The sequence below is a fragment of the Massilia sp. Masssp93 genome, from assembly GCF_059491295.1.
The window spans coordinates 5,209,543-5,230,075 of sequence record NZ_CP168502.1 but is presented as its reverse complement, the minus strand read 5'-3'; the positions used below and the strand labels follow the sequence as shown (position 1 = coordinate 5,230,075).

At 65.0% G+C, this 20,533-nt stretch carries 17 protein-coding genes and 1 pseudogene; 6 read left to right on the top strand and 12 right to left on the bottom strand.

The window, feature by feature from the left end; all coding sequences use genetic code 11:
* Window positions 1–9 precede the first annotated feature (9 nt).
* From glyS to ACEN9Q_RS21605, 4 genes are all read right to left on the bottom strand, one after another.
* Window positions 10–2,106, bottom strand: coding sequence for a glycine--tRNA ligase subunit beta (glyS, locus tag ACEN9Q_RS21620; RefSeq protein WP_495625989.1), 2,097 nt, complete (start codon window positions 2,104–2,106; stop codon window positions 10–12).
* A 20-nt stretch (window positions 2,107–2,126) separates the two neighbouring features.
* The gene (gene glyQ, locus ACEN9Q_RS21615; RefSeq protein ID WP_056441341.1) at window positions 2,127–3,032 is read right to left on the bottom strand and encodes a glycine--tRNA ligase subunit alpha; all 906 of its coding nucleotides are present in this window, start codon (window positions 3,030–3,032) and stop codon (window positions 2,127–2,129) included.
* A gap of 122 nt (window positions 3,033–3,154) precedes the next feature.
* Window positions 3,155–4,732 (bottom strand): apolipoprotein N-acyltransferase, encoded by a 1,578-nt coding sequence (gene lnt, locus ACEN9Q_RS21610; protein WP_229412688.1) that lies wholly within the window; start codon window positions 4,730–4,732, stop codon window positions 3,155–3,157.
* Window positions 4,733–4,745: 13 nt separating this feature from the next.
* The gene (locus ACEN9Q_RS21605; RefSeq protein WP_056441340.1) at window positions 4,746–5,624 is read right to left on the bottom strand and encodes a CorC family transporter; all 879 of its coding nucleotides are present in this window, start codon (window positions 5,622–5,624) and stop codon (window positions 4,746–4,748) included.
* A gap of 197 nt (window positions 5,625–5,821) precedes the next feature.
* On the opposite strand from ACEN9Q_RS21605, the gene ACEN9Q_RS21600 reads away from it, so the two are divergent.
* A complete protein-coding gene (locus ACEN9Q_RS21600; protein WP_495625988.1) occupies window positions 5,822–6,277 on the top strand; it encodes a (2Fe-2S)-binding protein in 456 nt (151 codons plus the stop codon).
* Window positions 6,278–6,291: 14 nt separating this feature from the next.
* Window positions 6,292–8,553, top strand: coding sequence for a xanthine dehydrogenase family protein molybdopterin-binding subunit (locus ACEN9Q_RS21595; protein ID WP_495625987.1), 2,262 nt, complete (start codon window positions 6,292–6,294; stop codon window positions 8,551–8,553).
* A 152-nt stretch (window positions 8,554–8,705) separates the two neighbouring features.
* On the opposite strand, the gene ybeY is transcribed toward ACEN9Q_RS21595, so the two are convergent.
* From ybeY to miaB, 3 genes are read right to left on the bottom strand one after another with little or no spacing between them, the layout of a single operon-like run.
* Window positions 8,706–9,179 carry an rRNA maturation RNase YbeY gene (gene ybeY / locus ACEN9Q_RS21590; RefSeq protein ID WP_495625986.1) on the bottom strand — a complete coding sequence of 158 codons (474 nt, stop codon included), beginning with the start codon at window positions 9,177–9,179 and terminating at the stop codon, window positions 8,706–8,708.
* A complete protein-coding gene (locus ACEN9Q_RS21585) occupies window positions 9,160–10,281 on the bottom strand; it encodes a PhoH family protein (RefSeq protein ID WP_495625985.1) in 1,122 nt (373 codons plus the stop codon). The genes ybeY and ACEN9Q_RS21585 overlap by 20 nt, the downstream gene beginning before the upstream one ends.
* Window positions 10,278–11,642, bottom strand: a complete 1,365-nt coding sequence (gene miaB, locus ACEN9Q_RS21580) for a tRNA (N6-isopentenyl adenosine(37)-C2)-methylthiotransferase MiaB (protein ID WP_495625984.1) — start codon at window positions 11,640–11,642, stop codon at window positions 10,278–10,280. Before miaB ends, ACEN9Q_RS21585 begins: the two co-directional genes overlap by 4 nt.
* Before the next feature lie 750 nt (window positions 11,643–12,392).
* On the opposite strand from miaB, the pseudogene ACEN9Q_RS21575 reads away from it, so the two are divergent.
* Window positions 12,393–12,704 (top strand): annotated as a pseudogene (locus ACEN9Q_RS21575) (hypothetical protein); the annotation flags it as partial.
* A gap of 218 nt (window positions 12,705–12,922) precedes the next feature.
* Here ACEN9Q_RS21575 and ACEN9Q_RS21570 read toward each other — a convergent pair.
* Both ACEN9Q_RS21570 and ACEN9Q_RS21565 read right to left on the bottom strand, forming a co-directional pair.
* Complete coding sequence (locus ACEN9Q_RS21570) at window positions 12,923–13,765, bottom strand: HDOD domain-containing protein (RefSeq protein WP_495625983.1); 843 nt, start codon at window positions 13,763–13,765, stop codon at window positions 12,923–12,925.
* Window positions 13,762–14,094, bottom strand: coding sequence for a hypothetical protein (locus ACEN9Q_RS21565; protein ID WP_495625982.1), 333 nt, complete (start codon window positions 14,092–14,094; stop codon window positions 13,762–13,764). Before ACEN9Q_RS21565 ends, ACEN9Q_RS21570 begins: the two co-directional genes overlap by 4 nt.
* 140 nt (window positions 14,095–14,234) lie before the next feature.
* Here ACEN9Q_RS21565 and ACEN9Q_RS21560 point away from each other — a divergent pair, with 140 nt between their 5' ends.
* A complete protein-coding gene (locus ACEN9Q_RS21560) occupies window positions 14,235–14,786 on the top strand; it encodes a DUF1697 domain-containing protein (protein ID WP_056441313.1) in 552 nt (183 codons plus the stop codon).
* A gap of 150 nt (window positions 14,787–14,936) precedes the next feature.
* On the opposite strand, the gene ACEN9Q_RS21555 is transcribed toward ACEN9Q_RS21560, so the two are convergent.
* Entirely contained in the window at window positions 14,937–15,209 is a 273-nt protein-coding gene (locus ACEN9Q_RS21555) for a hypothetical protein (protein WP_229412686.1), read from the bottom strand.
* Window positions 15,210–15,716: 507 nt separating this feature from the next.
* On the opposite strand from ACEN9Q_RS21555, the gene ACEN9Q_RS21550 reads away from it, so the two are divergent.
* Window positions 15,717–17,678 (top strand): AAA family ATPase, encoded by a 1,962-nt coding sequence (locus ACEN9Q_RS21550; protein WP_495625981.1) that lies wholly within the window; start codon window positions 15,717–15,719, stop codon window positions 17,676–17,678.
* A 91-nt stretch (window positions 17,679–17,769) separates the two neighbouring features.
* Here the strand turns inward: ACEN9Q_RS21550 and ACEN9Q_RS21545 are convergent, their stop codons facing one another.
* Both ACEN9Q_RS21545 and ACEN9Q_RS21540 read right to left on the bottom strand, forming a co-directional pair.
* Window positions 17,770–18,399 (bottom strand): Vgb family protein, encoded by a 630-nt coding sequence (locus ACEN9Q_RS21545; RefSeq protein WP_056441308.1) that lies wholly within the window; start codon window positions 18,397–18,399, stop codon window positions 17,770–17,772.
* Between the two features lie 9 nt (window positions 18,400–18,408).
* Complete coding sequence (locus tag ACEN9Q_RS21540) at window positions 18,409–19,629, bottom strand: helix-turn-helix domain-containing protein (RefSeq protein ID WP_495625980.1); 1,221 nt, start codon at window positions 19,627–19,629, stop codon at window positions 18,409–18,411.
* 86 nt (window positions 19,630–19,715) lie between these two features.
* On the opposite strand from ACEN9Q_RS21540, the gene ACEN9Q_RS21535 reads away from it, so the two are divergent.
* Entirely contained in the window at window positions 19,716–20,510 is a 795-nt protein-coding gene (locus ACEN9Q_RS21535; RefSeq protein WP_495625979.1) for a DUF899 domain-containing protein, read from the top strand.
* Window positions 20,511–20,533 lie beyond the last annotated feature (23 nt).

The window sequence follows — 20,533 nt, the reverse complement described above, 5'->3', positions numbered from 1 at the left end:
TCGTTTCGCTTATGCCGCCAGCTTCGAGATGTCGGCCACGCGGTTCATCATGCGGTGCAGGATGGACAGCAGGGCCAGGCGGTTGTTGCGCAAGGCGACGTCGTCGGCCATCACCATCACGTCGTTGAAGAACGCGTCGACGTCGTCGCGCAGCTGGGCCAGCGTCTTGAGCGTGCCCGCGAAGTCGCCGCGCTCGAAGGCCGCGTCGACTTCCGGCTGCACGCGCTGCACGCTCGCGTACAGCTTTTTCTCCGCCTCGTCCTGCAGCAGCGCCGCATCGACGGCGCCGGCCTGCGCGAGCGCTTCCTCGTTCTTCTTGAGGATGTTGGTGATGCGCTTGTTGGCGGCGGCCAGCGAGGCGCTTTCCGGCAGCGCGGCGAACGCCTGCACGGCCTCCAGGCGCTGCACGACGTCGTCCACGCGGTCCGGGTTCTGCGCCAGCACGGCTTCCACTTCGTTCGGCGCGAAGCCGCGGTCGCGCAGCAGGCCGCGCAGGCGGTCCAGCATGAAGGCCGTCACGTCGAGCGTCGGGTCCTTGAACGTCGGCATGTAGTCGAACACGCCGGCGGCGTCCTGCAACAGGTCGGACAGCGCGAGCGGCAGGCGTTTCTCGACCAGCATGCGCATCACGCCCAGCGCGTGGCGGCGCAGCGCGAACGGGTCTTTTTCGCCGGTCGGCTGCAGGCCGATCGACCAGATGCCGACCAGCGTTTCCAGTTTGTCGGCCAGCGCCACCGTCAGGCCCGTATTCGTCGACGGCAGGGCGTCGCCCGAGAAACGCGGCTGGTAGTGTTCGGAGGCGGCCAGCGCCACTTCCTCGTGCTCGTTGTCGTTGCGGGCGTAATACGTGCCCATGATGCCTTGCAGCTCGGGGAATTCGCCGACCATGTCGGTCAGGAGGTCGGCCTTCGCGAGCTGCGCGCCGCGTTCGGCCAGCAGTACGTCGTAGCCGAGGCGGCGGGCGATGGCGCCGGCCAGGCGCGTGACGCGCTGCGTGCGCTCGGCCTGCGTGCCCAGCTTGTTGTGATAGACGACGTTCGCCAGCAGCGGCAGGCGCGATTCCAGCGACTTCTTCTTGTCCTGCTCGAAGAAGAACTTGGCGTCCGACAGGCGCGGGCGCACGACGCGCTCGTTGCCGCCGACGATGGCCGACGGATCGTCGGTCGCGAGGTTCGAGACGATCAGGAAGCGCGAGCGCAGCTTGCCCGCGGCATCCGTCAGCGCGAAGTACTTCTGGTTCGTCTGCATTGTCAGGATCAGGCATTCCTGCGGCACGGCCAGGAACGCTTCCTCGAAATGGCATTCGTAGACGACGGGCCATTCGACGAGCGCGGCCACTTCGTCCAGCAGCGATTCCGGCATCAAGACCTGGTCGGCGCCGGCCTTGGCCAGCAGCTGGGTGCGGATCGATTCCTTGCGTTCCCCGGCATTGGCGACGACCTTGCCGAAGACCTTGAGCAGTTCATTGTAGGCGTCGGCATGGACGATATCGAACGGCTGGCCGTTCGACAGGAAGCGGTGGCCGAGCGTCGCGCGGCCGGCGTCGAGGCCGAGCAGGGACAGCGGCACGACGTTCTCGCCGTGCAGCGCCAGCAGCGAGTGCACCGGGCGCACGAACTGCACGGTCGCGCCGTCCGGACGCTGGTAGCTCATCACCTTGGGGATCGGCAGCTTGGCGACCGTCTCTTCCAGCACCGGCTGCAGGCCCGCGGCGAGCGCGCTGCCCGGCGCCGTGTAGGTGTAGAAGAAGCTGTCGGCCTTGCCGTCCTGGGCGCGTTCGAGGTCGCTGACCTTCAGGTCCGGGAAGCCGAGGGCGGCCAGCTTCTTGGCCAGCGGCGCGGTCGGGTTGCCGTCCTTGTCGAGGGCGACGGCCACCGGCAGGATTTTTTCGCGGATGGTCTTGTCCGGCGACGTGCTGCGCACGTTCGTGATCGAGACGGCCAGGCGGCGCGGGGTGGCGTAGGTGGTGACGACGCTGTCGGCGTCCGTGAAATCGCGGGCCTTCAGGCCGTTCGCGATGCCGCTGGCGAAAGCGGCGCCCAGTTTCACGAGTGCCTTCGGCGGCAGTTCTTCGGTCTGCAGTTCGACGAGTAGTGTCTGATTCATGGTGTTGTCTTGTTCTGTTCTCAGGCGGCCGCTTTCGGCAGCATCGGGAAGCCCAGCTTCTCGCGCGAATCGTAATAGGCCTGGGCGACGAGGCGCGACAGGGTGCGCACGCGGCCGATGTAGGCGGCGCGCTCGGTGACGGAGATGGCGCCGCGCGCATCCAGCATGTTGAAGCTGTGCGAGGCCTTCATGATCTGTTCGTACGCCGGCAGCGTGAGCGCCAGTTCGATCAGGCGCTTGGCTTCGCTCTCGTGATTATTGAAGGCCTGGAACAGCAGGTCGGTGTTCGAATGTTCGAAGTTGTAGGTCGACTGTTCGACTTCGTTCTGGTGGAACACGTCGCCGTAGCTCAGCGACTTCTTTTCCCCGTTCTCTTCCCACTCGGTCCACACGAGGTCGTAGACGTTCTCGACGCCCTGCAGGTACATGGCCAGGCGCTCGATGCCGTACGTGATCTCGCCCAGCACGGGCTTGCAATCGAGGCCGCCGACCTGCTGGAAGTAGGTGAACTGCGTGACTTCCATGCCGTTCAGCCAGACTTCCCAGCCGAGGCCCCAGGCGCCGAGGGTCGGGCTTTCCCAGTCGTCCTCGACGAAGCGCACGTCGTTCTTTTTCAGGTCCAGGCCCAGCGCTTCCAGCGAACCGAGGTACAGGTCGAGGATGTTTTCCGGCGCCGGTTTCAGGACGACCTGGTACTGGTAATAGTGCTGCAGGCGGTTCGGGTTATCGCCGTAGCGGCCATCCTTGGGGCGGCGCGACGGTTGCACGTAGGCGGCGCGCCAGGGTTCCGGTCCGATCGCGCGCAGGAAGGTGCCGGTATGGAAGGTGCCCGCGCCGACTTCCATGTCGTACGGCTGGAGCAGGGCGCAACCCTGTTTGTCCCAGTAGGTTTGCAACGTCAGGATGATTTGTTGGAATGTAAGCATATTATTGACTTGGAGCCTGCGACTGCCTGAGGCGTCGCGCGCACGGCGCGCGTACACGGCGGGTTTGCTAAAACACCAATTCTAGCGGGTTTTACTGATTGGCTTGAAGTGAATCGCTTATTTTATCCGGTCGTCTGCCGGCGCCGTCCCGCGAACCAGGCGCCACCCAGCAGCAACGCGCCCAGGGCCAGGAACAGCAGGTTGCCGAAGCGGATGTACGGCGTGCTGCCGGCCATGCCCTGCACCGTGGCCGCCAGCGTGCCCTGGCGATAGAACGGCAGCAGCGCCTGCACGTTCCCGCGGCCGTCGATGACGGCGGTGGCGCCGTTGTTCGTGGCGCGCAGCATCGGGCGGCCCGTCTCGAGCGTGCGCATGCGCGAGATCTGCAGGTGCTGCGGGATCGCCACCGATTCGCCGTACCACGCGAGGTTCGACACGTTCAGCAGCACCGTCGCCGGTTGCGCTTCCGCGCGCAGGTTGTGCGCGATCTCTTCGCCGAATACGTCTTCGTAGCAGACGTTCGGCAGCACCCGCTGGTCCTTCACGGCGAACGGCGCCTGCACGGCCGGGCCGCGCGTGAAATCGCCCAGCGGGATCTGCATCAGGTCCGTGAACCAGCGGAAGCCCGTCGGGATGAATTCGCCGAACGGCACCAGGTGCTGCTTGTCGTAGCGGTAGGACTGTCCCTGCGGACCGATGCCGGCCACGCTGTTCGCGTACACCGTCATGCTTGTGGCGAGAGGAATCCCGAACAGGTAGGCGCTGCCGGTGCGCGCCGCGTAGTCGCGGAACGTCTGCAGATAGTCGGGCGGGAGCTGGTTCGGGAACACGGGGATCGCCGTTTCCGGCGCCGCGATCAGGTCGGCCGGCGCGGCCGTCATCATGTCGCGGTAGCGCACGAGGATCTCGCCCAGGTGCTCGGCGCTGAATTTCTCGTCCTGGCGGATGTTCCCCTGCAGCAGGCGCACGGTGAGCGGTTTGCCGGCAGGTTCGGTCCAGGCGACGTGCTTCAGGCCCCAGCCGGCCAGCAGCAGCGCGGCGAACAGGCCGATCGCCGGCAGCTTGCGGCGCTGGGTCAGCATCGCGATGCAGCCCGCGCACATGGCCACCAGCACGCCGATCCCGTACACGCCGAGGACCGGCGCGAAGCCGCCGAGGGGCGCCGCCACATGCGCATAGCCGGATGCCGCCCAGGGAAAACCGGTGAACACCCAGCCGCGCATCCATTCCGACACGCCCCAGCAGACGGGAAAGACGAGCAGCAGGAACGCTGCTACCTGCAGCGCCCAGCGTTTGCGCAGCCAGGACGCGGCGCCGGCCGCGAACGCGCCGAACAGTCCCATATACAGGCCCAGCAAAGCGATGGCGATCGCGGACAGCACGGCCGGCAGGCCGCCGAAGCGGTTCAGCGCAATATACAGCCAGTGCATGCCGGCCACCGACCAGCCGAAGCCGAACGCCCAGCCGAGGAACACGGCGCGGCGTGTCGAGCTGCCCATGCCGACCTGGTAGAACAGGTAGGCGAGCGCGATGAACTGGAGCGGCCACCAGCCGAAGGGTTCGAACGAGAACAGGCTCGAGGCGCCGGCGAGGGCCGCCACGATGAGGCCCGCGGCGCTCGGCCGCGTGCCGCGCAGCGCGGGATCGGGCGCCACGGCGGGCTTGCGGCGGCGCCGCGGGTTCAGACTGGATGCCAACACTGCAGGTCCCGCGTCAATCGTGATCGTCGTCGGCGGCCGGGAGTTTTTCGACCAGCAGCACGTGGATCTGGCGCGCGTCGGCGCGCAGCACTTCGAAGCGCAGGTTTTCGAGGTCGAAGACTTCGCCCTTGTGCGGCATGCGGCCCAGGTGGCTCGCGACGAGGCCGCCGATGGTGTCGACGTCGTCCTCGGGCAGGTCGACGCCGATTTCTTCGTTGAACTGCTCGATCTCCGTCAGCGCCTTCACGCGCCAGCGCGGGCCGTGCTGGCCTTCCTTGATGGAGAGGATGTTGTCCTCTTCCTCGTCGAAGTCGTACTCGTCCTCGATGTCGCCGACGATCTGTTCCAGCACGTCTTCGATGGTGATCAGGCCGGCCACGCCGCTGTACTCGTCGACGACGATGGCCATGTGGTTGTGGTTCGCGCGGAAGTCGCGCAGCAGGACGTTCAGGCGCTTCGATTCCGGGATGAAGATCGCCGGGCGCAGCATGTCGCGCACATCGAACGATTCTTCCGCGTAGTAGCGCAGCAGGTCCTTGGCGAGCAGGATGCCGACCACTTTGTCGCGCTCGCCCTCGATGGCTGGGAAGCGCGAGTGCGCCGTTTCCAGCACGATCGGCAGCCATTCCTCGATCGGCTTGGTGATGTCGATCACGTCCATCTGGGAGCGCGGGATCATGATGTCGCGCACCGACAGGTCGGACACCTGGAACACGCCTTCGATCATGGAGAGGGCGTCGGCGTCGATGAGATTGCGTTCGTGCGCGTCGTGCAGCACTTCGAGCAGCTCGGCGCGGTTTTCGGGTTCCGGGGAAATCAGTGCGGTCAACCGTTCGAACAGCGATCGGTGGGTTTTGGCGTCCGTGCGGACGTCAGCAGGGTGCTCGGGCATAGTTGGCGTGAAGCCGTTGTTGCGATGGGCCATAGGATACACCAAAAGCCGTCGTGCCTGATTTTTATGCAGCACCGGGCCCGGGCGGACTCTTGCTATTCGCGCTATCCTGCGAGTTGGCAGTATGGCCATGACTCGTGCGCCATTGCCTTCAGTGTTCGTCCTATAGTTGGCAATCTGCTACGGAAAGGAACCCCATGCCCGCCTTGAACGTCAACGGCACCACTACCGACCTCGATATCCCCGACGACATGCCCCTGTTGTGGGCGATCCGCGACGTGCTGGGCCTCACCGGCACCAAGTTCGGCTGCGGCGCCGCCCTGTGCGGTGCCTGCACCGTGCACCTGGACGGCCAGGCGATCCGCTCGTGCGTGACGCCCGTGTCGGCCGCGACCGGCAAGAAGATCACGACCATCGAGGCGATCGCCAACGACCCGGTCGGGGCCAGGGTGCAGGACGCGTGGCGCAAGATCGACGTCGTCCAGTGCGGCTATTGCCAGTCGGGCCAGATCATGTCGGCCACCGCGCTGCTGCACGCGACCCCGAAGCCGGGCGACGCCGACATCGACAACGCCATGGCCGGCAATATCTGCCGCTGTGGGACCTATAACCGCATCCGCAAGGCGATCAAGATCGCTTCCGGCCAGGCATGAGAGAGGGCGACCACATGGACCAGATTACCGGGGATAAAGCGGCCGCCGTCTCGAACAAGCGCCGCCAGTTGCTGAAAGCCGGTGCCGTCGGCGGCGGCAGCCTGCTGTTCGGCTTCTCGCTGTTCGGTTGCCACAAGCAGGGGCCCGGCGAGGCGCCGTCCGGCGACCGCAAGGAACCGCCGTCCGAGAAGGCCGTCGGCCAGGCCTCGACCGCCATGACCAACGAGCCGCCGGGCCTTGCGCACGACGCCTTCATCCGCATCGACCGCGACGGCATCGTCACCCTCATCATCCACAAGGTCGAGATGGGGCAGGGCACGTTCACGTCGCTGCCGATGCTGCTGGCCGAGGAGCTCGGTGCCGATCTCTCGAAAGTGAAACTGGAGCAGGCGCCCGCGAACAATTCGCTGTACGCCGACGCGCTGCTGGGCGGCCAGGTGACGGGCGGCTCGACGTCGATCCGGTCCACGTATAAACCGCTGCGCGAGGCCGGGGCCAAGGTCCGCACGGTGCTCGTGCAGGCGGCCGCCAAGAACTGGAACGTGGACCCCGGCGACCTGAAAGTCGTGGCCGGGACGATCCGCCACGAGGCGTCGAACCGCTCCGTCCATTTCGGCGAGGTCGTGGACGCGGCGTCGCAACTGAAGTTTCCGGCCGAGGTCAAGCTCAAGGACGCGTCCACGTTCGCGCTGGTCGGCAAGCCCGTGAAGCGTCTCGACTCGCCGGCGAAGGTCAACGGGTCCGCGCAGTTCGGCATCGACGCGCGCTTGCCGAACATGGGGATCGCGGCCGTGGCGGCGTCGCCCGTCCTGGGGGGCAAGGTGACGGCCGTCGACGAGCAGAAGGCGATGGCGGTGAAGGGCGTGCGCCAGGTGCTGCGCATCGAAGGCGCCGTGGCCGTCGTGGCGGACCACTTCTGGGCCGCGAAACAGGGCCTGGCGGCCGCCGCGCCGCGCTTCGACGACGGCGCCAACGCCAACGTCAGCCTGGCCGGCATCGTCGCCGACATGATGAAGGTGTCGCAGAACACGGGCGCCGTCGCCACGGACAAGGGCGGCGCGTTGAAGGCGCTGGATGCTGGTCCGGGGCGCCGCATCGACGTCGTCTACGAAGTCCCGTTCCTCGCGCACGCGACGATGGAGCCGATGAACTGCACGGTCGACCTGAAGCCGGACGGCTGCGACATCTGGGTCGGCACGCAGGTGCCCGCGCTGGCGCAGGGCGCCGCGGCGAAGCTCACCGGGCTGCCGGTCGACAAGGTCCGCGTGCACAACCACTATATCGGGGGCGGCTTTGGCCGCCGGCTCGAAGTCGACAACGTGATCCAGGCCGTGGAATTCGCCAAGCTGGCCAAGGGGCCGCTGAAGATCATCTGGAGCCGCGAGGAAGACATCCAGCACGACATGTACCGCCCGTACTACGTGGACCGCATGTCGGCGCGCATCGACGACAAGGGCATGCCCGTGGCCTGGTTCCACCGCGTGACGGGATCGTCGATCATGGCGCGCTTCGCCCCGCCGATGGTCAAGAACGGCGTCGACCCGGATGCCGTGGAAGCGGCGGCCGACCTGCAGTATTCGATTCCGGCCATCCGCGTGGAGTACGTGCGCCACGAACCGCCCGGCCTCGCGACGGCGTTCTGGCGCGGCGTCGGCCCCACGCACAACGTGTTCGTCGTCGAGAGCTTCATCGACGAGCTGGCGTATGCGAGCAAGACGGACCCCGTCGCGTTCCGCCGCGCGCTGCTGCAGAAATCGCCGCGCACCCTGGCGGTGCTGAACCTGGCGGCCGAGAAGGCGGGATGGGGCAAGCCGTTGAAGCCCGTCGCGGGGCGCAAGCTGGGGCGGGGCGTCTCCACGCAGTTCGCGTTCGGCAGCTATCTGGCGCAGGTGGCGGAAGTGTCGGTGGGGCCGGACGGCGACGTGCGCGTGCACCGCGTCGTGTGCGCGGTGGACTGCGGCCAGAACGTCAACCCGGACACCATCGTCGCGCAGATGGAGGGCGGCATCGTGTTCGGCGCCAGCGCGGCGCTGTGGGACGAGGTGACGGTCGAGAAGGGGCGGGTGCAGCAGACGAACTTCTCCGACTACCGCGTGATGCGCATGCCGGAGGCGCCGATCGTGGAAGTCTATATCGTGAACAGCCACGACGACCCGGGCGGCATCGGCGAGCCGGGGACGGCGGGCATCGCGCCGGCGCTGGCGAATGCGGTGTTCGCGGCGACCGGTAAGCGGGTGCGCAAGCTGCCGATCGGGGAGCAGCTCAAGAAGGCCTGAATCCGTCGTCCCCGCGCAGGCGGGGATCCAGGTTTTCCGGCAGGTCGCGCACATTGGGTTCCCGCCTGCGCGGGAACGACGTGCTTCTACCGGCGCGCTTCTGTCGCCGTACCTCTACCGCCGAGCTTTGTCGCCGCGCACATGCGAACCGGTTATTCGTTCTCCGCGTACGGATCCGGATACCCGAGCACTTCCATGATGTCGCGCTCGAGCTGTTCCATCTCTTCCGCTTCCTCGTCCGTCTCGTGGTCGAAGCCCTGCGCGTGCAGCACGCCGTGCACGACGAGGTGGGCCGCGTGTTCCTCGACCGTCTTCTTCTGCTCATCCGCTTCGCGCTGCAGCACGTCCGTGCACAGGACGATGTCGGCCTGGGTCGGTTCGTCGTCGGCGAGTTCCGCGCCCTCGTTGTAGGCGAAGGTGAGCACGTTGGTGGCGTAGTCCTTGCCGCGGTAGTCGCGGTTCAGGGTCTGGCCTTCTTGCGCGCCGACGAAGCGGATCGCCAGTTCGGCCGGGCCGAGGAGGGACTCCTGCACCCAGCGCTCGACCATCGCGGGCGTGATGTCCGCTTCCAGGCGGGTGTCGGGGTACTGGACGTCCAGTTCGAGGTTATGCTTTTTTGCGGACATGGCGGGTGGCTGGTTTATTCAAGGGGGCACCCGACAGGGTGCCCGGGAGTGCGCCGAGTTCCTGTATCGACGCGGACTTTTCGTAGGCGTCGACGATGCGGGCCACCATCGGGTGGCGCACGACGTCGGCACTGGAGAACTGGGTGAAGGCGATGCCGCGCACGTCCTTCAGTACGTGCATGGCGTCGACGAGGCCGCTGCGCTGCGTTTTATGCAGGTCGACCTGGGTGACGTCGCCCGTGACGACGGCCTTGCTGCCGAAGCCGATCCGCGTCAGGAACATCTTCATCTGTTCGGCCGTCGTGTTCTGGGCTTCGTCCAGGATCACGAACGCGTGGTTCAGGGTGCGTCCGCGCATGAACGCCAGCGGGGCGATCTCGATCACCTGCTTCTCGAACAGCTTCTGCGTGCGGTCGAAGCCGAGCAGGTCGTACAGCGCGTCGTACAGCGGACGCAGGTAAGGGTCGACCTTTTGCGCGAAGTCGCCGGGGAGGAAGCCCAGGCGCTCGCCCGCTTCCACGGCCGGACGCGTCAGGATGATGCGCTTGACGGCGTCGCGTTCGAGGGCGTCGACGGCGCAGGCGACGGCGAGATAGGTCTTGCCGGTGCCGGCCGGGCCGATGCCGAAGCTGATGTCGTGTTCGAGCACGGCTTTCAGGTACTGGATCTGGTGCGGCGTGCGGCCGCGCAGGTCGTGGCGCCGCGTCTTGAGCATCGGGCTGACCAGGTCCTCGTCGTCGGCCGCGCCATCGCCCTTGTCGGCTTCCTCGGTGACCGCGGCGCCGGGTTCCTTCGGCGGCGGCGGCGCGTCGGCGTCGGCGGCCTTGGGTTTCAGGCCGGCGCGCTGTTCGACGAGCGCCAGTTGCACCTCCTCGATCGGCACGACCTTGTCGGCCACGGCGTAGAAACGCTCGAGCAGTTCGACGGCACGCTGTGCGTTGGTGCCGCTGACGATGAAGCGTTCGCCGCGCCGGAAGACGGTCACGTCGAGGGCGGCCGAGATCTGGCGCAGGTTCTCGTCGAGCGGTCCGCAGAGGTGGGCGAGCCGCGTGTTATCGAGCGGCTCGGGGGTGAAGTACGAAGGCTGGGTGGGTGTTTTCAACTGGCTTTGGCAATCGTATCAATGCTGGCGACCAGGTCGCCGCGCAGGGTGTAATCGAGGCTCTCGGTGATGCGCACGTCGACCAGCCGGCCGACGAGCGTGTCGCTGCCGGCAGCGCCCGGGAAGAAGTTGACGACGCGGTTGTTCTCGGTGCGGCCCTGGAGCTCGCCGCCGCCCTTCTTGGACGGGCCTTCGACGAGGATGCGCTGCACGCTGCCGACCATGCCCGCGCTGGTCTTGCGCGTATTGGCGTCGATCTGCGCCTGCAGGCGCTGCAGGCGCGCCAGCTTGACGTCGTGCGGGGTATCGTCTTCCAGGTTGGCGGCCGGCGTGCCGGGGCGTTTGCTGAAGATGAAACTGAAACTGTTGTCGAAGCCGACGTCTTCCACGAGCTTCATCATCGCCTCGAAATCGGCGTCCGTCTCGCCCGGGAAGCCGACGATGAAGTCGGACGAGATCGAGATGCTTGGCCGCACCGCCTTGATGCGGCGGATGATCGATTTGTATTCCAGGCCCGTGTAGCCGCGCTTCATCGCCTGCAGGATGCGGTCGGAACCGTGCTGCACGGGCAGGTACAGGTGGTTGACCAGCTGCGGGATCTTCGCGTATGCGTCGATCAGGCGCTGGGTGAATTCCTTGGGGTGGCTGGTGACGAAGCGCAGGCGCTCGATGCCGGGGATCTCGGCCACGTATTCCAGCAGCAGGGCGAAGTCGGCGATCTCGCCCGACTCCATCAGGCCGCGGTAGGCATTCACGTTCTGCCCCAGCAGCATGATCTCCTTGACGCCCTGCGCGGCCAGGCCGGCGACTTCCGTCAGCACGTCCTCGAAGCGGCGCGAGACTTCCTCGCCGCGCGTGTAGGGCACGACGCAGTAGCTGCAATATTTGCTGCAGCCTTCCATGATCGACACGTAGGCGATGGGGCCGTCGACCTTGGCCGGGGGCAGGTGGTCGAACTTCTCGATTTCCGGGAAGCTGATGTCGACCTGCGCCGCGCCCGTGTGGCGGCGCAGCTGGATCATCTGCGGCAGGCGGTGCAGCGTCTGCGGGCCGAACACCATGTCCACGTGCGGCGCGCGCTTGACGATGGCCTCGCCCTCCTGCGACGCGACGCAGCCGCCCACGCCGATGATCAGGTCGGGCTTGCTGCGCTTGAGTTCCTTGAGGCGGCCCAGGTCCGAAAACACTTTTTCCTGCGCCTTTTCGCGCACGGAGCAGGTGTTGAACAGGATCACGTCGGCGTCGTCCGGCGTGTCGGTGCGTACGAGCCCGTCGGACGCGCCCAGCACGTCCGCCATCTTGTCCGAGTCGTACTCGTTCATTTGGCAACCGAAGGTCTTGATGAATACTTTTTTCTGCATGGAATGCTTTTAGGTGCTGTTTGGGGACCTCGAACACCGCCGCGAGCGCAACGCGCAACCGGTTTTTCGACGTTCCCTGATGCTTTGACAAGTGGAAGTTCAGTTTACCGTAAATCGGAATACGGGCCGGAAAAGCGGGTGCGTGCGACCGTGCGCGCCGGCGTTATGTACTCCGCGGAATTAGAACTTTCCGCATATAAAGTTCTGTACAGTCGGTTACATTGTTAAATCTTGTATTTTCCTTGCCAGCTGTTATCTTTAAAGTTGCCAACGCGACTCGAAGAAGTTTCTCGTTGTAAATCAAGTAGTTCGTGTAGCTCGGCAATTGCAAAATTAGTCCAAAAAAACACTTGCGTGCGCCACAATTCGTCACCATGTGCTGAAATGACTATGTGACAAGCTTTCCACCGGTTAGCTTGATTTCGGCCAATGAATTTTGTGCTCAGGTCGAGTGTGAACCCGGCATATGAGTTTGATAATTTGTCCGAAAAACAAGTGCATGTGGGAAGCGGGGAGTGCAAAAAACCGCAGCGGCGACCGCAGTTCCGGTCGCGGCCCCCGGACAGGGTTCCGACGCTGCATTGGTTTTCGCGCTTCCCGCCAAGGGAGCGCACGCGGTCCGGTAGCGTTGCCGGCATGTCAGGCAGAGGCCTGGTCAGTCGATAACGCGATCCGGGAACTTATGTTGACGAAACTTAGTCATTACACACGGTTCGTAAAAGAACTATTTTAACCATTCACGAGGTCATCATGGCACATCATGCTTTGTCATCCCAGGAAAGCTACAACCCCAACCACTTGCTGGACATTCTGCTCGGCAAAATGCAGTTGAAGAACGATGCAGCGCTGTCGCGCATGCTGGAAGTCGCTCCTCCGGTGATCAGCAAGATCCGTCACCACCGCCTGCCGGTCGGCGCATCGCTGCTGATCCGCATGCACGAAGTGACTGGCATGAGCATCCGCGATCTGCGTGACCTGATGGGCGACCGTCGCACCAAATATCGTCTGTCGGACGCTCAAGGCCGCCCGAAGCCTGAGGAAAAAGCTGCACAGCAAGCTGCTCAGCAGGCCGCACAACAGCAACAAGGTCAGCCGCAAGCGCAATCGGCTCAATCGCAATCGAACGACGCTTCGCCATCGTCCAAGCCGTCGGGCAACTATGCGCACTGAGGCTGCGGGCATGACAGCCGGTCCTGTCATGCCTGCGGCCAGACCCGGCCGCGAAGCTTGCCTTCGCTGCCGTCACCACCGCCGGCCATCCTGGGCTTGAACAGCGTGTTTCAAGCCATCAGGATGGCCGACATCTCGCCGAACTGCAATTCCGTTTCCCGGAAGAGGTGCAAATAGGCTTCCTCATTCAATCCCATCGCATCCCAGGCTACGTTGGACACGCGCGGCACCAGTTCGTCGTCTTCGCCGGCGAGATCGAGTGCGTGCACGATGGCATTGGCCACGTGCACGATTGCCGCCAGGAATCCCGCACCGTGGGTGTCGGGGGTATGGTGACAGGCGATAACCTGGCGTATGGTGCTCGAGAAATTCCAGTGATCGGCCAGCGCCACCCCCGCGTCGACGTGGTCGATGCCGAGTACGGCCCGTTCCGCGTCCTGCCAGTCGCCGCCATGCTGCACGTGCCAGGCCACGACCTGGTCATACGCCTCCGGATGGCCCGTCACCAGCACGAGCCGGCCGATGTCGTGCAGTAAGCCAGCCGTAAAAGCAATGTCTTGATTGAAGCGCATCCGGCGCGCCAGCGCGCGTGCGCACGCGGCCGTGGCGATCGAATGGCGCCAGAACGACTTGTCATGAAATCCGGCGCACCGTCCGCTCGGAAAGCAACCGGTGATGGCGGCCGCCGTGATCAGGTTGCGCGTCGTCTGGAAGCCGAGAAAGGTAATGGCTTGCTGGATCGTCGTGACCTTGACCTGCAGGCCGTAGGACGACGAATTGGCCAGGCGCAAGGTCTTGGCCGTCAATGCCTGGTCATACGACACCTTTTTCGCCAGTACCGAAATGTCGATGTCTTCCTGCTCTATGCTGCTGAGCAACTCCATGACGACGGCGGGCAGCGACGGCAGGTCTTGCACGCCGGCCGCCAGTTGTTCGGGCGTCAGCCGGTTCATGCGGCCACCTCGCGCTGCAGCCGGTAATCTTCGACGTAGCGGCGCAGGATGCCGGTGGCCCAGTCGCCGAGGTCGTCGCGGTCGTGTTGGCGGAACACGTGATCGAGCCGTGCCTGGACCGCTTCCAGATCGATGGGCGGCGGTGCCGGGACGGCCTGCAGGATCGGCAACATGTCGATGCCGTGCCGCCCCAGCGAGCCAAGCATGGATTCCGTCAGGACGACGCCCTGCGCCAGCAATACATTTCCCTTGCCGTCGCGTACGACGTCGGACAACACCATGCCCGGACGGGTCTCGGCCAGCGGCGTGAGCTGGAAAGGACCGCTCATGCTTCCCTCTTTCGTTTTTTGCAATGTATTGATATTACCATCGGGTAAGGCGGGTGTGAGCGCCCGGAAGGCCGGGTGTTGTAAGGCTGTCGCGCGCCGCCTTTAATGATGTCTTAATCCGGGCGAGGTAGGATGCCCGGATGACCAGAAAACGCTACATTGCTCTTTTGAGAGGCGTGAATGTCGGGCGGGCGAAACGTATCGCCATGGCCGACCTGCGCAAACTGATCGCGGACCTCGGCTACGACGACGTGCGCAGCCTGCTGAACAGCGGGAACGTCGTGTTCACCGGTCCGGCCAGGGCGCACGAGGCGGTGGCGGCCGGGATCGAGGATGCGCTCGTGCTCAAGCTCGGCGTGGCCTCGCGCACCCTCGTACTCGATTGCGACGAACTGGACGGGATCATGTCGTCGAATCCCTTGCTGGACCTGGCGACCGATCATTCACGCCTGCTGACCTTCATCCTCGCGGCGCCCCATCCGCGCGACGCCATCGAAGCCCTGTGCGGCCAGGACTGGCATCCGGGCGCGGTGGCGCTGGGCGAGCGGGCCGCTTATGTATGGTGCCCCGGTGGCATCCTCGACAGTACGGCCGCCGCCGCGCTGGGCAAGCAGTTGGGAGATGCGACGACGGCGCGCAATTGGGCGACGTTGAGTAAATTGCACGCGTTGTGCCAGGAATTGCCGGCCTAAATCAAGGCCTTGAAATCGGCCGATCCGTTCCTATCTATTTTTCTTGATGCCGTCGAGGCCAGCCTTTCCCAAAGGCATACACATAAAAGAAAACGGCGCCTTGCGGCGCCGCACTTTCCGCGTCTTGCGGAACAGTTCAGGATTCGATCCTTATTTAAATTTCTCACTGCTGTCGCGGCTGGCCCGATAACCGATCAGGATCAGGCCGACCAGCATCATGGCAAACACTTCCGGTTCCGGAAGTTCGGACATCGAAGGGGACGGTGGTACCACCACTTCGTTGCGACTTACCGTCGACAGGTCGGCCACGCCGCGCATGCGGGCGACGGCGTGATTGTTGTCGAGGTCAATGGCGGCGGCCTGGACGGTGCCGCCCATCAAGAGACTGAGCGTTGCGGCGAGTGCGTATCGTTTCACGGTCATTCCTTATCAATGCATTGTCTGACAATGGCTGACGTCATCCGCGCGACCGTTGGCGGCGTCATGCGGATGGTCCCAGCATAGCAAAAATGCGCTGTGCATTGCGTCCGTTACGTACGGTTAAAGCATGATAATCAGATGGCAAAGTTAATCATTTTTAAATAAAGCAAATGCAATCAATTAATCGATTGGCTATTGAGAAAAAGCCAAGTATGAATCGGCTTATTGCGATTTATTTATTGAATGTGTGGGATGGACAATGAAATGCGATGTCAACTTGATCACCCGTGTTGCGATTCAAAATTTTTTCGGCGCACGGTATACACGTCGCTTTTCTTTGCGAGTATAGTCTCCATATCCCCATTGCCTTCGGGCATCAAAACAATATCAAACGCACACGTTTGAATACCCCGCGGTCCCCGCACCGCCGCCTTTCGCGTCCACTCGGCACTTCGGAAGGCACGCAATATCCGCAGTATCACGCACCTTCGACTTTGTAAGAGTACCGATATGCCCAATTTTGCCCGAATTCAAATTGCCTTTAAGAATGTTTATGTCCGGATCTTGACTGCCGTAATGCTCGGCGTGCTGACGGGCTGGGCAATCTACAAGGCCGATATCCCGCAGGATCCGTCGCCGGTCGTCTACTCGCAGAATATTTCCGAAATCACCCAGCTGGTCGCCGAAAAGGACCGTCTCGACTACCTGCTGGTCGCGAAGCCGCTGTCCGATTCGCCGCGCTATATCTTCAAGTTCAAGGGCGCACCGCAACTGCACGTGGTGAAGGTGCCGAGCACGTCGCACCTGTCGCTGGAGCGCGAAGTGCTGCTCAAGAACGCGATCCCGTATTCCATCGCCAAGGACGAATACCTGGCGTCGCACAAGGCCGTCCTGCAGGACGAGGGCGAAGGCTTCGGCGCCGACGTGCTCGACTTCCTGAAGCGCCATGCGCTCGACATCACCGTGCTGGCCGTGATCCTGTACGCGATGAAATTCGGCATCCCGGGCACGGGCATGAGCAGCCAGCTGATCACGCCGGACAAGCTCAAGGGCAGCCTGGACGACCTGATCGGCATGGAAGACATCAAGCAGGAAGTGCTGCACCTGGAAGACATGATCCGCAACCGCGAGCTCTATAAAGAGCACAACATCGACAAGCCGTTCAACGTCATGCTGACGGGGCCGGCCGGCACGGGCAAGACGAAGCTGGTGGGCTACCTGGCCAAGCGCCTCGACATCCCGCTGATCCAGGCATCCGGTTCGGCGCTGGAGTCGGGCTATGTCGGCGGCGGTTCGAAGGCGTTGAATGCCCTGTACCGCAAGGCATCGGGCAAGGGCCGCTGCATCATCTTCCTGGATGAAGCGCAAAGCCTGTTCATGCCGCGCGGCCGCAGCGAAAAGAAATGGGAAGACGACACGGCCAATACCCTGCTGGGCCTGCTGGACGGCGTCAAGAGCGACAAGGGCGCGGGCGTGATCTGGGTCGTCGCCTCGAACTTCGACGATGCGTCGACGGAGATGGACGAAGCGATGCTGCGCCGCTTCTCCGTGAAGATCAATTTCCGCCTGCCGAACAAGGCCGAGCGCCGCGAATTGCTGAAGAGCTTCCTGTCGCGCAAGAAAGAAGGTCTGGTGGATTGGAACGACGTCGACCTGGACCAGGTCGCGGAAATGACCCAGAACCTGAGCCCGGCGCTGCTGGAAACCGTGGTCGAGCGCGCGTCGATGATCTCGATCCAGGAAAAGGCGATCATCAACACCGACCTGCTGTTCCGCGCCTACGAGCGCGCCACGATCGGCCTGACGGACCGCGCCACGACGGCCGAGAAGCACAAGCAGCGCGAACGCATCGCGGTGCACGAACTGGGTCACTTCTTCATGCAGATCGATCCGTTCCTGCGCGCCGGCATGAGCCTGGCCGAGGTCAAGGAAAAGTCGCATCTGCTGAAGATCAGCACGGAAGCGGTGTCCAAGATCGGTGCGCTGGGCTATGTGCTGCAATCCGGTGACGACATGTCGCTGCGCACGCTGGAAGAGCTGGAGCGCGACGTGATCGGCCTGTACGGCGGCGTGGCGGCGGAAGAACTGTTTTATGGTGCACGCGGCATCTCGGTGGGCAGCCAGAACGACATCGAAAAGATCACGAAGATGCTGAACCTGATGGTCGGCCGCCTGTCGATGTATTCGCGCGCCAAGATCGACTACAGCCAGCTTTCCAACGACGCCTCCGGCGAGCACCTGCTGCGCCAGGTGGAAGAGAAATCGGACGAGTTGTACAACTACACGCTGGACGCGATCCGCGACTACGAGGACGTGATCGTATCGATCAAGGACACGCTGCTGGACCAGTACGTGCTGTCCAAGGACGCCGTGTTCGACTTGCTGGCACAGCATCAGGACGCGTTGCTGGCAGGTTTGAATGCGCCGCGCCACGCCAGCCTCAAGCTGTGCGCCGAGGAGGCGGTGGCCTGAAGGCCGCCGGCAAAGTAAAGATTGGTGGTTGTTTGATGGTCTTGAGTTGAACTCAAGTTAATGCGGCGGACAGCGATGTCCGCCGTTTTTTTTATTTGGGGCGTTGCACGGCGCGGATCTTGCCGCTGCCGCCGCCACCGCAGAAGAAGCGGTCCACGCCGTCGGACTCGAGGCCGGACACCATCGCGCCGGCCGGCATCTCGACGCTTTGCAGCACGGCGCCCGTGCGCGGATCGACCTGGCGCAGATCGCTCCGGTCGTTTTCCCAGGTGGCGTGCCACAGCTCGCCGTTCAACCACGTCACGCCGGTGACGAAGCGCTTCGATTCGATCGTGTTCAGGATCGCCCCGGTCTCCGGATCGAGACGGTGGATCTTGCGCGCCCGGTGCTGGCCGATCCACAGCGAGCCCTCGGCCCAGGTGAGACCGGCACCGCCGTCTTCCGGCGTCGGGATGGTCGACAGGACCGCGCCCGTGTCCGGATCGATCTTCTGGATGCGGTTGTCCGCGATCTGGTACAGGTAGCGGCCGTCGAAGGCCGTGCCCGCGTGGGCCTGGACCTCGAGGGCGCGCTGCAGCCGGCCGCTGTCGGGATCGACCGCGTTCAGGTGGTCGCCGGATGCGAACCAGAGCTGCCTGCCGTCGAAGGAGACGCCGTGCACGCCGGGCTTGTCGTCGAAGGGTCCGTATTCGCGGACGATGTGGGCGGGTGTCGTTTTCATACGTTCATTCTAGGGAGCGCCCAGCGCGGTCGGGAGTAACAAGTTTGTCGCGAAACCGGGCAGGGGCAGCATCGCCCAGCGGCGCGCGCGGCCCTGTCCGAACGCCTGGATCTTGCCGGCGGCCGCCAGCGTTTCCAGCGATCGCTGAACGGTGCGCTGGCTGGTGCCCAGTGCCAGCGCGAGCGCGGAGCTGGACCACGCCTCGCCATCCGCCAGCAATGCCAGCACGGGTGCGTGGTCGTCGTCGACGGGGCGCACGAGCACGGCGACGTCGTGGCCGTCGCGCGGCACCAGCTGGAAGCCGCGCGGCGTCGCGCGCACGCCCGCGGCGCCGCGCAGCACGGCGCGCAGGCGGCCCACCTCGACGCGCAGGCGGGCGCGGTCCGTCTCGTCGGGATGGCGGATGCGGAAGGCGGCCAGGATCAGCGCCTCGCGCGGCGCGTCCCGCGGCCAGGCCTCGGCCAGCGTGCGCACCAGCGCGAACAGGACCGGGCGCCGCGCCAACGGGATCTCCGTGGCGAGGTGGTGCACGGCATGCAGGCAGCCGTCGACCACCAGCGCGGTGGACGACATCAGCCGTTCCACGTCGTCGAGCAGCACGTCGCGCCGGCCGTCCGGCGTGATGAGCCTCGCCGCCGGCGCATCGAGCAGGCGCGCGGCCCAGCCGATCTCGGCATCCAGCGCGGCGATGCCGGCGGCGCGCGTGTGGGCGGCCGCGCGGACGAGCGCCGCGCGCGCCGCGTGCGCGCGCATGCGGCGCATCGCGATGCCGGCCGCGGTCAGCTCGTGCGCGGCACGCAGGGCGTGCGGCATGTGGGCCGGGTCCAGCGCGTCCAGGCGCAGTTCGGCCTCGTCGAGGCGGCCCAGCAGCAGCAGGCGGCGGATCTCCAGGTAGCGGGCGTGCGCCGCGTTGGCGTGGTCGCCGTGCGCTTCCAGCGTGCGGCCCGCGTCGCCGAGCAGCGTCGCACAGGCGCCCAGATCGCGCACGGCGAGCGCAATCTCGGCCTCGGCGAGCCGGCAGCGCGCGCGTGCGACGGCTTCCTTCGCGCCAAACGCGCGGGCGGCGCGGCGCACCAGCAGGCGGGCGCGCGCGAGATCGCCCAGCTGTGCCATCGCGATGCCGCGCAATGCCAGCGCGGATGCATCGTCACGCAAGGCGACGCGGTCCAGCGCGCCGAGCGCGTCGCCGCGCGCCAGCGCCAGGGCGGCCGCCGTGATCATCGAGTCCATCGGAATCGCGCCAAACTTGTCACTCCCGTCGTGTGCCGTGTCGTCCCTAATATAGCACCGCACCTTCAACCAACAGGAGAAAGACGATGACCATGCACCAGACGGGAACCCGGGACGAATGGCTGGCCGCGCGGCTGCGGCTGTGGGAAGCGGAGCGCGAGCTCACGCACCGCGGCGACGAGCTGGCGCGCCAGCGGCAGGCCTTGCCCTGGGTCCGCATCGACAAGGACTACCGGTTCGACACCGAGGCCGGCAGCGCATCGCTGGCCGACCTGTTCCAGGGCCGCTCGCAACTGCTTGTCTACCACTTCATGTTCGGCGTCGACTACACGGCCGGCTGTCCGTCCTGCTCGGCGATCGCCGATGGCTTCGAAGGCATCGCCACGCACCTCGCCAACCACGACGTGATGCTGACGGCCGTGTCGCGCGCACCGCAGGCCAGATTGCGCGCGTACAAGGCGCGCATGGGATGGACGTTCCCGTGGGCGACGGCGCACCAGGACGCCGGCGCGGATTTCAACGCCGACTTCAACGTCTGGTTCGACGAGACGCAGCAGCGCGAAGGCGGCATCGAGTACAACTACCGCCGCGAGCCGCCGATGCGCACCCCGTCCAGGACCGACTGGACGATGCAGGACAGCGCCAGTCCCGCGCAGCTGCAGGCCGCGTCGACCGGCACCGACCTCGCCACCTACACGCGCGACCGGCCTGGCCTGAGCGCATTCGTGCTGGAGGACGGCGTCGTGTATCACACGTATTCGGCGTATTCGCGCGGCCTCGACGGGCTGTGGGGCATGTACCAATGGCTGGACCGCGCACCCAGGGGCCGCAACGAGGACGGCGTCTGGTGGCGGCGGCACGACGAATATCCCGCGCGATGACAGGGGAGATACCGATGCCCGGC